Annotated in this window: 11 protein-coding genes, 2 rRNA genes and 1 riboswitch (1 of these 14 only partly in view); of the genes, 12 read left to right on the top strand and 1 reads right to left on the bottom strand. The window is 69.5% G+C overall.

Annotation, left to right across the window (positions count from 1 at the left end; translation table 11 throughout):
• The 12 genes from O7609_RS23770 to O7609_RS23825 form a co-directional block, all read left to right on the top strand.
• Window positions 1-1,214, top strand: a 23S ribosomal RNA gene (locus O7609_RS23770); it begins 1,913 nt to the left of the window's first position.
• 72 nt (window positions 1,215-1,286) lie between these two features.
• Window positions 1,287-1,403 (top strand): 5S ribosomal RNA (rrf, locus tag O7609_RS23775).
• Window positions 1,404-1,550: 147 nt separating this feature from the next.
• Window positions 1,551-2,159 (top strand): CDP-alcohol phosphatidyltransferase family protein, encoded by a 609-nt coding sequence (locus O7609_RS23780; protein ID WP_269734954.1) that lies wholly within the window; start codon window positions 1,551-1,553, stop codon window positions 2,157-2,159.
• 106 nt (window positions 2,160-2,265) lie between these two features.
• Window positions 2,266-4,761, top strand: coding sequence for a mannose-1-phosphate guanyltransferase (locus tag O7609_RS23785; RefSeq protein WP_269737133.1), 2,496 nt, complete (start codon window positions 2,266-2,268; stop codon window positions 4,759-4,761).
• A gap of 88 nt (window positions 4,762-4,849) precedes the next feature.
• Window positions 4,850-5,746 (top strand): DUF881 domain-containing protein, encoded by an 897-nt coding sequence (locus O7609_RS23790; RefSeq protein WP_269734953.1) that lies wholly within the window; start codon window positions 4,850-4,852, stop codon window positions 5,744-5,746.
• Entirely contained in the window at window positions 5,743-6,075 is a 333-nt protein-coding gene (locus O7609_RS23795) for a small basic family protein (protein ID WP_219093043.1), read from the top strand. Before O7609_RS23790 ends, O7609_RS23795 begins: the two co-directional genes overlap by 4 nt.
• A gap of 4 nt (window positions 6,076-6,079) precedes the next feature.
• Window positions 6,080-7,018 (top strand): DUF881 domain-containing protein, encoded by a 939-nt coding sequence (locus tag O7609_RS23800; RefSeq protein WP_269734952.1) that lies wholly within the window; start codon window positions 6,080-6,082, stop codon window positions 7,016-7,018.
• A 165-nt stretch (window positions 7,019-7,183) separates the two neighbouring features.
• A complete protein-coding gene (locus O7609_RS23805; protein WP_269737131.1) occupies window positions 7,184-7,960 on the top strand; it encodes an FHA domain-containing protein in 777 nt (258 codons plus the stop codon).
• Window positions 7,961-7,984: 24 nt separating this feature from the next.
• Window positions 7,985-8,740, top strand: a complete 756-nt coding sequence (ftsR, locus tag O7609_RS23810; protein ID WP_269744227.1) for a transcriptional regulator FtsR — start codon at window positions 7,985-7,987, stop codon at window positions 8,738-8,740.
• Window positions 8,741-8,819: 79 nt separating this feature from the next.
• Window positions 8,820-9,293, top strand: a complete 474-nt coding sequence (locus O7609_RS23815; protein ID WP_269734950.1) for a bifunctional nuclease family protein — start codon at window positions 8,820-8,822, stop codon at window positions 9,291-9,293.
• A 198-nt stretch (window positions 9,294-9,491) separates the two neighbouring features.
• Window positions 9,492-10,091, top strand: a complete 600-nt coding sequence (locus O7609_RS23820) for a MerR family transcriptional regulator (protein ID WP_269734949.1) — start codon at window positions 9,492-9,494, stop codon at window positions 10,089-10,091.
• Between the two features lie 64 nt (window positions 10,092-10,155).
• Complete coding sequence (locus tag O7609_RS23825) at window positions 10,156-11,673, top strand: DNA polymerase IV (RefSeq protein ID WP_269744228.1); 1,518 nt, start codon at window positions 10,156-10,158, stop codon at window positions 11,671-11,673.
• On the opposite strand, the gene O7609_RS23830 is transcribed toward O7609_RS23825, so the two are convergent.
• The gene (locus O7609_RS23830; protein ID WP_269744229.1) at window positions 11,586-11,966 is read right to left on the bottom strand and encodes a PRC-barrel domain-containing protein; all 381 of its coding nucleotides are present in this window, start codon (window positions 11,964-11,966) and stop codon (window positions 11,586-11,588) included. The two genes, O7609_RS23825 and O7609_RS23830, sit on opposite strands and share 88 nt — an antisense overlap.
• A gap of 165 nt (window positions 11,967-12,131) precedes the next feature.
• A riboswitch (glycine riboswitch) is annotated at window positions 12,132-12,229 on the top strand.
• Window positions 12,230-12,367: the final 138 nt, after the last annotated feature.

A 12,367-nucleotide genomic window follows, 5' to 3' on the forward strand; every position in this document is an offset into this window, starting at 1 on the left:
GGGAGAAGGGGGGCCTCTTCTGGTGATCCCACGTGCTGGGTGAGCTGGGGGTGGCCGCAGAGACCAGCGAGAAGCGACTGTTTACTAAAAACACAGGTCCGTGCGAAGCCGTAAGGCGATGTATACGGACTGACGCCTGCCCGGTGCTGGAACGTTAAGGGGACCGGTTAGCTGCGTTTCGGCGTGGCGAAGCTGAGAACTTAAGCGCCAGTAAACGGCGGTGGTAACTATAACCATCCTAAGGTAGCGAAATTCCTTGTCGGGTAAGTTCCGACCTGCACGAATGGCGTAACGACTTCTTGACTGTCTCAACCATAGGCCCGGTGAAATTGCAGTACGAGTAAAGATGCTCGTTTCGCGCAGCAGGACGGAAAGACCCCGGGACCTTTACTATAGCTTGATATTGGTGTTCGGTTCGGCTTGTGTAGGATAGGTGGGAGACTGTGAAGTCATCACGCTAGTGGTGGTGGAGTCGTTGTTGAAATACCACTCTGGTCGTGCTGGATGTCTAACCTGGGTCCGTGATCCGGATCAGGGACAGTGTCTGGTGGGTAGTTTAACTGGGGCGGTTGCCTCCTAAAGAGTAACGGAGGCGCCCAAAGGTTCCCTCAGCCTGGTTGGTCATCAGGTGGTGAGTGTAAGTGCACAAGGGAGCTTGACTGTGAGACTGACGGGTCGAGCAGGGACGAAAGTCGGGACTAGTGATCCGGCGGTGGCTTGTGGAAGCGCCGTCGCTCAACGGATAAAAGGTACCCCGGGGATAACAGGCTGATCTTCCCCAAGAGTCCATATCGACGGGATGGTTTGGCACCTCGATGTCGGCTCGTCGCATCCTGGGGCTGGAGTCGGTCCCAAGGGTTGGGCTGTTCGCCCATTAAAGCGGTACGCGAGCTGGGTTTAGAACGTCGTGAGACAGTTCGGTCCCTATCCGCTGTGCGCGTAGGAGTCTTGAGAAGGGCTGTCCCTAGTACGAGAGGACCGGGACGGACGGACCTCTGGTGTGCCAGTTGTTCTGCCAAGGGCATGGCTGGTTGGCTACGTTCGGAAAGGATAACCGCTGAAAGCATCTAAGCGGGAAGCCTGCTTCGAGATGAGGGCTCCCTCCTCCTTTGAGAGGGTAAGGCTCCCGGTAGACGACCGGGTTGATAGGCCGGATATGGAAGCCCAGTGATGGGTGGAGTTGACCGGTACTAATAGGCCGAGGGCTTGTCCATAGTTGCTTGCGTCCACTGTGTAGGTTCTGAGACAACAACCGTGTGTTGGCCGGTTTGTTTGTTTCATAGTGTTTCGGTGGTTATAGCGTTAGGGGAACGCCCGGTCACATTCCGAACCCGGAAGCTAAGCCTTTCAGCGCCGATGGTACTGCATGCGGGAGCGTGTGGGAGAGTAGGACGCCGCCGAACAAATTGTGTGGGAAGCCCCGTTGGATTCATGTCCAACGGGGCTTTCTGCTGTCCTGGGACCGTTCGGCCCTGCCCCCGCGTCCGGCGGGCAGGGCCGGGCCGGTAGGGTCGGGGAGCAGCGTAGGCACGGTTCCGCGGGAGGCCCGGGTGGAGGTTCAGGAGACACGCGTCCAGACGGACCGGATCCTCACCATCCCCAACGTGTTGAGCCTGGCCCGGCTGGCCGGTGTGCCGGTCTTCCTGTGGTTGGTTCTGTTGCCGGAGTTCGGCGGGCCGAACCGCGACGGCTGGGCCCTGGGCATCCTGGCGCTCAGCGGCGTCACCGACTATCTGGACGGGAAACTGGCTCGCCGCTGGAACCAGATCAGCAGCCTTGGCCGGATTCTGGATCCGGCCGCCGACCGTCTCTACGTCCTTTCGACGCTCGTCGGCCTCACCTGGCGCGAGATCCTACCGTTGTGGCTGACAGCCGTGCTGCTGCTCCGTGAGGTTGTGCTCCTCGTCATGGTGTGGCTGCTCGACCGGCGCGGATATGCCCCACCGCAGGTGAACTTCCTGGGGAAGGCCGCGACCTTCAACCTCATGTACGCGTTCCCGCTGCTGCTTCTGAGTGATGGCAGCGGCTGGGTCGCCTCGCTCGCCGCGATTTTCGGCTGGGCGTTCGCCGGGTGGGGTACGGCGCTCTACTGGTGGGCAGGAACCCTCTACGTGGTCCAGGTCCGCCGGATTCTCACAGCGGACGCTGCGGCCGGCTAGGCCGCGCCTTCCCCAGCATCGTGGAGGGCTGGCTTCCCGCTCGACGGGAACTCCCACATGGCTTGGCCGGTGCGATCGTCGTCTCTTGAAGGAGGACGTTACCGACATGAAGGCCGTCGTGATGGCCGGTGGCGAAGGCACCCGTCTTCGTCCCATGACCGCGAGCATGCCGAAGCCACTTCTGCCGGTGGCCAATCGGCCGATCATGGAGCATGTCCTGAGACTGCTCAAGCGGCATGGTCTGACCGAAACCGTGGTGACCGTCCAGTTCCTCGCGTCGTTGGTGCGGAACTACTTCGGGGACGGCGAGGAACTCGGCATGGAGCTCACCTATGCCAACGAGGAAAAGCCGCTCGGTACCGCGGGCAGCGTGAAGAACGCGGAGGAAGCCCTCAAGGACGATTCCTTCCTGGTCATCTCCGGGGACGCCCTGACGGACTTCGACCTCACCGATCTCGTCAATTTCCACCGCGAGCGTGGGGCCCTGGTGACCGTCTGCCTGACGCGGGTACCGAATCCGCTGGAGTTCGGTATCACCATCGTGGACGACGAGGGCAAGGTCGAACGTTTCCTGGAGAAGCCGACCTGGGGCCAGGTCTTCTCCGACACCGTCAACACCGGCATTTACGTCATGGAGCCCGAGGTATTCGACTATGTCGAGCCCGACGTGCCGGTGGACTGGTCCGGGGACGTCTTCCCGCAGCTCATGAAGGAGGGCAAGCCGATCTACGGCTATGTCGCCGAAGGGTACTGGGAGGACGTCGGCACCCACGAGAGTTATGTGAAGGCCCAGGCCGACGTGCTTGAGGGCAAGGTCGACGTCGCTCTCGACGGTTTCGAGATCTCCCCCGGGGTCTGGGTGGCCGAGGGCGCCGAGGTGCACCCCGAGGCCGTGCTGCGCGGCCCGTTGTACATCGGCGACTACGCCAAGGTCGAACGCGGGGCGGAAGTCCGCGAGCATTCCGTCATCGGCTCGAACGTCGTGGTGAAGAGTGGTGCCTTCCTGCACAAGGCCGTCGTCCACGACAACGTCTACATCGGTGAGCAGACCAATCTGCGCGGTTGCGTCATCGGAAAGAACACCGACGTGATGCGTGCCGCCCGGATCGAGGACGGGGCGGTCATCGGTGACGAGTGCCTGATCGGTGAGGAGTCGATCGTCCAGGGCAACGTGCGGGTCTATCCGTTCAAGACGGTCGAGGCCGGCGCCTTCGTCAACACCTCCGTCATCTGGGAGTCCCGCGGGCAGGCGCACCTGTTCGGAGCCCGCGGCGTGTCCGGCATCCTCAACGTCGAGATCACGCCCGAGCTGGCGGTGCGGCTCGCCAGCGCCTACGCCACGACGCTGAAGAAGGGCTCGACGGTCACGACGGCCCGCGACCACTCGCGCGGTGCCCGGGCACTGAAGCGCGCGATCATCTCCGCACTCCAGGCCAGCGCGATCGACGTCCGCGACCTGGAGAACGTGCCGCTGCCGGTGGCCCGGCAGCAGACGGCCCGGGGCAGCGCGGGCGGGATCATGGTCCGGACGACACCGGGGGTGCCCGACTCGGTCGACATCATGTTCTTCGACGAACGCGGTGCCGACCTCTCGCAGGCCCGTCAGCGCAAGCTCGACCGCGTCTACGCCAGGCAGGAGTACCGCAGGGCGTTCCCCGGCGAGATCGGTGACCTCTCCTTCCCCGCCAGCGTCTTCGACTCCTACGCGGGCGCCCTCCTGCGGACGGTGGACACCGCCGGCGTGCCGGAGGCCGGGCTCAAGATCGTCGTGGACGCGTCCCACGGGAGTGCCGGGCTGGTGCTGCCGAGCCTGCTCGGCCGGCTGGGCGTGGACGCTCTGACGATCAACCCGGGCATGGACGAGTCGCGTCCCACGGAGACGAGTGATGGCAGGCGCTCCGGCCTGGTCCGGCTGGGCGAGATCGTGGCCTCGGCACGGGCGGCGTTCGGAGTCCGCTTCGACCCGGTGGGGGAGCGGCTCTCGCTCGTCGACGAGCGGGGCCGCATCATCGAGGACCACCGCGCGCTGCTGGTGATGCTCGACCTCATCGCCGCCGAGCGCCGCAGTGGCCGGGTCGCCCTGCCGGTGACGACGACACGCATCGCCGAGCAGGTGGCCGCATACCACGGCACGCAGGTGGAGTGGACGACGACCTCGCCCGACGACCTCACGCGGGTCGGCCGTGACGACGCCACGATCTTCGGCGGCGACGGCCGCGGCGGCTTCATCGTCCCCGAGTTCAGTTCCGTCTTCGACGGCGCGGCGGCCTTCGTGCGGCTGATCGGTCTGGTGGCCCGCACGCAGCTCACCCTGAGCCAGATCGACGCCCGCATCCCCCGGGCCCACGTGGTGCGCCGGGACCTGGCCACGCCGTGGGCGGTCAAGGGGCTGGTGATGCGGCATGTCGTGGAGGCGGCGGGCGACCGGTTCGTGGACACCACGGACGGGGTGCGTGTCGTGGAGTCCGACGGGCGGTGGGTGATGGTCCTGCCCGACCCGGCGGAGGCCGTCACCCACCTGTGGGCGGAGGGGCCGGACGACGCGTCGGCCCAGGCCCTGCTGGACGAGTGGGCCGGCGTGGTGGACGGCGCGGGCCGCTGATCCTCCCGTACCCGCCGAATGGGCCCTCCGGTGGCGCACCGGAGGGCCCATTCGGCGGTAGGGCTGCCGACGTGCGACGATGTGCGGCATGTCGCAGCTGCAGCCCGAACGGAGCACCGCGTCGCGGCCTGCGCGACCCGACGCCTCGATGTCGCTGCTGACCAACGTGATGGAGCACAGCCTCGACGACGGCTACGCGGAGGCGGCCGCCCGCAGGGGCGAGGCCGGGCGGGCGGGTCTGCCGCGGACGCTGCGCGCCAAGATCGGGCTGGCCTTCGGCCTGGTCCTGGCCGCGCTCGTCGTCACGCTGGGCGCGGCGCAGGCGCGGTACGACGCGCCGGCGGTGGCCAAGGAGCGCGAGGAGCTCGTCGAGCGGGTGCAGAAGGGCACCGAGGAGGCCGACGACCTCCAGGAAGAGGTGCAGGACCTGCGTGGCGACGTCGCACGTATGCAGCGCGAGGCGCTCGGTGGCGACGGAGACGACTCCGAGGACCTGGTCGGCCTGCTGGCGGGCGACACGCCCGTCGAGGGCCCCGGGGTGGAGCTCGTCGTGGACGACGCGGAGGACACCGGCGGCGGGGGCGACGGCCCGCGGGAGTCGACCGGGTTCTCCGACACCGGCCGGGTCCGGGACCGCGACCTCCAGCTCGTCGTCAACGGCCTCTGGGCCTCCGGCGCGGAGGCCATCTCGATCAACGGCCAGCGGCTGACCGCCCTGTCCGCCATCCGCGCGGCGGGTGACGCCATACTGGTCGACAACCGGCCGCTCGTGCCGCCGTACAGCATCCTCGCCGTCGGGCCGGGGCAGGAGCTGGCCGACGACTTCGAGGCCAGCATCGACGGCCAGTACCTCCAGGTGCTGGAGGAGAACTACGACATCCGGGCCCGCCTCTCGGTGCGCGACACCGTGCGGCTGCCCGCGGCGCCGAGCCTCACCATCAGGACCGCCGAGCCCGTCACCAGCGGAAAGGGCAGTAATTCGTGATCGCCGTACTGGGCCTCATCGTGGGAGTCGTGGCGGGGCTGGTGCTCCGGCCCGTGGTACCGACCGCGGTGGAGCCCTATCTGCCCATCGCCGTCGTGGCCGCTCTCGACGCGGTCTTCGGCGGGCTGCGCGCGATGCTGGACGGCATCTTCGTCGACAAGGTCTTCGTCGTGTCGTTCCTGTCGAACGTCGTCGTGGCCGCACTGATCGTCTTCCTCGGCGACAAGCTGGGTGTGGGCGCCCAGCTGTCGACCGGCGTGGTCGTCGTGCTCGGTATCCGCATCTTCTCCAACGCCGCCGCGATCCGGCGCCACGTCTTCGGGGCGTGAGGGTATGAGCGAGGACGGGCAGCAGGAGCCGGGCCGGCCGAAGGGCCCGGCCGACGGGGAGCGCCCGGGCGCCGGGCCCGGGGGTGAACGCCGCGAACCCGCCCGCGCCGGGCGGCCGCAGGACCGTGCCGCGGGTGCGGAGGAGCGGGCGGAGCCGCGGGCCGAGGAGCTCGCCGGCGCGTCCGCCGAGGGCGGCGAGGGCACGGGGACGGGCACGGACGAGATGACCGGCCGCCAGCGCCTCGTGGCCGGGCTGTGGCCGCCACGGCTGAACCGCAACCAACTCATCGCCGCCTCACTGCTCTTCGTCCTCGGACTGGGCCTGGCCATCCAGGTACGCTCCACGAGCGAGGACAACGCGCTGCGGGGCGCGCGCCAGGAGGACCTGGTGCGTATCCTCGACGAGCTGGACGACCGCACCACGCGGCTGGAAGGCGAGAAGGAGCGGCTGGAGAACCAGCGGTCGGAGCTGGAGAACAGCTCGAACCAGGCCGAGGAGGCTCGGCGGCAACGGACGGAACGGGACCGTCAACTCGGTATCCTGGCCGGTACGGTGGCCGCGCGGGGCCCGGGCATCGAGGTGCGGATCAGCGGCCCCGACGACGTCGTCGAGGCGGACCGGCTGCTCGACGCCATCCAGGAGCTCCGCGCAGCCGGCGCGGAGGCCGTGCAGATCAACGATGTACGGGTCGTGGCGGACACGTACTTCACCAACGCGGAGGGCGGTGTGAACATCGACGGACAGTCGGTCTCACCGCCCTACGTCTTCGAGGTCATCGGTCGCCCGCAGGACCTCGAACCGGCGCTCAAGATCCCCGGGGGAGTGGTCCAGAGCCTCCAGGGTGACGGGGCGACGGTCACCATCACCCCGTCCGAGAACGTGGTCGTGGACGCCGTGGTGCCTCCGCAGCGGCCCGAACACGGTCGGTCGTCGTCGCAGTGAGGTGCCGGTGATCCTTTTCAGGGGTCGGCGGGCCCGGCTGCCGTCCGGTGAGGGAAACTGTCTACTTGCGGCGGACGTTGTCCGGGTGTCCGCTGTGGCCTGTGTGAGCATCAAGGCTCTGTCCTGCCCCGCGGGCGGGTCTGTTTCGTGCGAGGGGAATCGCCCGTGAGTTTTCTTTCGAAGTTGTTCGGCAAGCGCAAGGACGCCGGTGGCGCACACCGTGCCCCGAAGCACGGTTCGGCGGGCGAGCAGTCGCCTGCCGCCGAGGCCGAGCGCCCGCTCTTCCGTCCTGAGCCGAATGCCCCGCATGGTGGTACTTCCGCCGCGATGGGCGGGGTTTCTGTTGACCAGGACACGGCCGCGCGCATAGGTTCCCAGGCACCATCAACCTCAACTGCGGGTGGAGGGGTCGGCGTGCCGATCTGCTCACGGTGTGGTAGCCGGGCCGCCGAGTCGAGCCGGTTCTGCTCCAACTGCGGTGCCCCGCTGCGCGGCGGCGCCCCGGCCGGCGAGCGCCCCTCCGAGACGACGTCGACGATCTCGATCAGCGGGCTTGAGGCGTACGACGCGGAGGCCACGGGCCAGACGCCGATGCTGTCGCCCGAGGCGATCGCCGCCATCGACAACCTGCCGACCGGGTCCGCGCTTCTGGTGGTCCGCCGCGGCCCCAACGCCGGCGCGCGGTTCCTGCTGGACAGCGAGCTGACGACGGCGGGGCGCAGCCCGCAGAGCGACATCTTCCTCGACGACGTGACGGTCTCCCGTCGGCACGTGGAGTTCCGGCGTGCGGCGGACGGCACGTTCACGGCATCCGACGTCGGCAGCCTCAACGGCACCTACGTCAACCGTGAGCCCATCGACTCCGTTGCGCTGAGCAACGGTGACGAGGTGCAGATCGGGAAGTTCCGCCTGGTGTTCTTCGCCCACCAGCGAGGTATCTGACGCACGACCCGCCAGGGAAGGTTCATGCTGCACACATCGTCGGGTGGCGTCTCGTCGGGCGCCACCGCCGGGGAGGACGGCCCCTCGGAGCACGGGCCGATGAGCATCGGCGCCGTGCTGGGGCGACTCCGCGAGGAGTTCCCCGAGGTCACGGTCTCCAAGATCCGCTTTCTGGAGTCCGAGGGCCTCGTCGAACCGCAGCGCACGCCGTCCGGTTACCGCAAGTTCAGCGAGCGGGACGTGGAGCGGCTCGCCTTCGTCCTGCGGATGCAGCGCGACCACTACCTGCCGCTGAAGGTCATCCGCGAGCAGGTGGCCGCCATGGACCGGGGCGAGCGGGTAAGCCTGCCCGGCCCGGCCCAGCCACGTGACCTGCTGGACGGTGCCGCGGCGCCGCTGGCCGCCCCCGACGCCGGCCGGATGAGCCGGTCCGAGCTGCTCGCGGCGGCCGACATCAGCGAGGAGCAGCTCGCCGAGTGGGAGTCCTTCGGACTGCTCGCACCGGCGCGGACCGGCGGCTACCCCGCCGAGGCCGTCGAGGTGGCCCGCCTGGTGGCGGACCTGGGCCGGTTCGGCCTCGAACCCCGCCACCTGCGGTCCGTCAAGGCCGCGGCCGACCGGGAGGCCGGATTCGTGGAGCAGGTCGTGGCGCCGCTGCGGCGGCATCGCGACGCGCGCACCCGCGCCCGTGCTGAGGCCACCGCCAGGGAGCTGGCGACCCTGGCCGTGCGGCTGCACGCCACCCTCGTCCAGACAGCGCTGCGTGAGCAGCGGGTGTGACCTGCTCACTTCTCCCGGTGTGGCGTGGTCGGGGGTGCCCGACTACCCAAACCGGCGGCGCAGCGCCTAGGGTTGCAATGTGAACGAGCTCGACGTCGTGGGTGTCCGGGTCGAAATGCCCTCCAACCAGCCGATCGTGCTTCTGCGCGAAGTAGGAGGCGACCGCTACCTCCCCATCTGGATCGGCCCCGGGGAGGCGACAGCGATCGCCTTCGCCCAGCAGGGCATGACCCCGGCACGCCCGCTCACACATGACCTGTTCAAGGACGTGCTGGAGGCAGTCGGCCAGGAGCTCACCGCCGTCCGCATCACGGATCTCCGGGAGGGTGTGTTCTTCGCCGAACTGGTGTTCGCCAGCGGGGTGGAGGTCAGCGCCCGTCCGTCCGACGCGATAGCGCTCGCTCTGCGCACCGGTACACCGATCTACGGCAGCGACGGGGTGCTGAACGACGCGGGGATCGCCATCCCGGACGAGCAGGAGGACGAGGTGGAGAAGTTCCGCGAGTTCCTCGACCAGATCTCGCCCGAGGACTTCGGCACCAGCAGCCAGTGAGCGTGCGGTGCGGGGGTCAGCCCTCGCAGCAGCCCCAGCCTGTACCCGGTACCGCAACAGGCCAAACCACTCTTGGGATGACTGTCACCCGGCATGCCGAGTGTGGCGATCGTTGACGCACCCCGGGTGACTGCCTACCTTCATGGAGGCAGGTTCCGGCGGCGTCACCGCAGGGGCGTGAAGGGATGGAGGGTCGGCGTGACCAGCACCGGCGACGGCAAGGCCACGAACGGCCCGTTTCCGCTTCACGAAGCCGCCACGCGGCCCGTGGGCGAGCAACCCGCCGCCGTGAGCGGTACCGCGGGCGAGCGGCTCGGCTATCGCGGGCCGACGGCCTGCGCGGCGGCCGGCATCACCTACCGCCAGCTCGACTACTGGGCACGCACCGGGCTCGTGGAGCCGAGCGTGCGAGCCGCCTCCGGCTCCGGGACGCAGCGGCTGTACAGCTTCCGCGACGTCGTCGTCCTCAAGATCGTGAAACGGCTCCTGGACACCGGCGTGTCCTTGCAGAACATCCGTACCGCGGTACAGCACCTGCGCAGCCGGGAGCTGGACGCCCTGCCCCAGATGACCCTGATGAGCGACGGCGCGACGGTTTACGAGTGCACCTCGCCCGACGAGGTCGTGGACCTCCTCCAGGGCGGTCAGGGCGTCTTCGGCATCGCCGTGGGCGTCGTCTGGCGGGACGTCGAGGCCGCGCTGTCGCAGCTGCACGCCGAGCGTCTGGACACGGGGGAGACCCTGGTCAGAGACCATCCGGAGGACGAGCTGGCCCGGCGACGCAACCGCGCGGTCTGACGCGGCCGCACGCCCTCCGCGCCTTGTCGGCCGGGTGTCAGTGCCGTGCGGGACCATCGGTGGTGTGAGAGGCGCACCGACGATCCTCCATCTCGACATGGACGCGTTCTACGCCGCCGTCGAACAGGCGGCGAAGCCGAGCCTGCGCGGGAAGCCGGTGGTCGTCGGCGGGCTCGGGCCCCGGGGCGTGGTGGCCACGGCCTCCTACGAGGCCCGCAGGTTCGGTGTGCACTCCGCCATGCCCACCGGCCAGGCCCGGCGGCGCTGCCCCAACGCCGCCTACCTCACCCCGCGCTTCAGCCTCTACCGGCAGGTGAGCGACGTCGTGATGGCACTGCTGGCCGAGCTGTCCCCCCTGGTCGAGCCGCTCAGTCTCGACGAGGCCTTCGTCGACCTGGAGGCCGGAGGCACCCCGCCCGACGCCCACGCGGCCCAGGAGACGGCCCGGCGGCTGCGGGCGGACATCCGGGCGGCGACGGGGCTCAGCGGCTCCGTCGGCCTCGCCGGATCCAAGATGATCGCGAAGATCGCTTCCGAGCAGGCCAAGCCCGACGGCCTGGTGACGATCCTGCCCGGCTCCGAGCGGCAGCTGCTCGCGCCCCTGAGCGTGCGCACGCTGCCCGGCGTCGGCCCGGCCACCGCGGAGACCCTGCGCCGGGCCGGGATCACCACCGTCGGCGAGGCCGCCGAGGCAGGCGAGGACGAGCTGCTGCGGCTGCTGGGCCGGGCGCACGGCAGCGGCCTGTACGCCATGGCCCGCGGGATCGACGAGCGCCCCGTGGTGGCCGAGCGGGCCTCGAAGTCCGTCTCCGTCGAGGACACCTTCGACGTCGACGTCACCGACCGCTCCCGCGTCGAGCTGGAGACTCGGCGGCTGGCCGAGCGCTGCGCTGCCCGGCTCCGGGCGGCCGGCCGCTCGGGCCGCACGGTGGTCGTCAAGGTCCGCAGCTACGACTTCTCGACGCTCACCCGGTCGGAGACACTGCGGGGCCCCACCGACGACCCGGTCGTGATCCGCGAGGCGGCCGCGCGGCTGCTGGCCGCCGTGTACACCACAGCGGGCGTGCGGCTGCTCGGTGTCGGCGTGAGCGGACTGGCCGACTTCACGCAGGAGGACCTGTTCGCCCAGGCGGCTCCCGCCGGGCCGGAGGCCGCTTCCGCGACGCCGGCGGACGGGCGCACCCGTGAGCCGACCGTCCCCTCAGGTGGCCCCGGCCCCGCGGCCCCGGAGCCCGCGCCCGGCGCCCGCCGATGGCTTCCCGGCCTGGACGTCTTGCACCGCGAACTCGGCCGCGGCTGGGTGCAGGGCAGTGGGCTCGGCCGCGTCACCGTCCGGTTCGAGGAGCCCGGCTCCCCTCCGGGGCGGGTGCGGACGCTCCGCGCGGACGACCCGGCGCTGGAGAGCGCCGAGCCGCTGCCCCTGGCGCCGACGGCCTCGCACGCCGAAACGCCCGCGGGCGTCTCCTCACCCGCGGGCCACGCTCGGCCCGCGGGCTACTCGTCCCCGCCCGCCAGCCGGCCGAAGTCCTCGCCCTCCGAGGGCGGGGCCGGCTCGCCGGAGGAGGGGATGTCCAGGCCGTAGTGGTGGTAGAGCTGGAGTTCCTGCTCGGGCGAGAGATGCCGTCCCACCCCGAAGTCCGGGGCCTCTCTGATCAGGGTGCGGGTGTAGGGCACCCGCAGTGCCTCCTCGACCACCTCGCTCGGCCGCAGTGGCACGAAAGCGTCGCGTCCGAAGAGACCCGTCCGGATCGCCGCCCACTCGGGATCGCCCGTCGCGTCGTCGAGGTACACCTCGTCGACGGTGCCGATCTTGGTGCCGTCGCGGTCGAACGCCTTGCGCCCTATGAGGGTGCGGGGGTCGATGTCGGTCTGCACGGTTCCTCCATGGAATGACACGTGGTGGCCCGGCCGACCGCCCCCTGGGTCGTCACACCGTCACCGGGTCCTGTCACCACCAAAGGACAGATTGCGCGGAATGGCCAGTCGAGCCGACGGCCCGTCGCCGTTCGACCGGCCGCTGGTAGGCTCGTAAGCGGCTGTAGACCCCGCGCGGGAGAGCCCTCCGGAGCAGGTGCCGGGGGCGCCGAAGGAGCAAATCCTCCCCGGAATCTCTCAGGCACACGTACCGTGCGGACGAGGTCACTCTGGAAAGCAGGGCGGGCCGCGGGCGCCACGGTGCACAGGTCCCTCCTCACCGACGGTGAAAGCCGGACGTCCCCTGTGGGCGGTTCCGGTGAAACTCTCAGGTTGAGATGACAGAGGGGGAGGCCGTCCGG

Origin of the sequence: Streptomyces sp. WMMC1477 (genome assembly GCF_027460245.1) — a bacterium.
GTDB lineage: Bacteria > Actinomycetota > Actinomycetes > Streptomycetales > Streptomycetaceae > Streptomyces.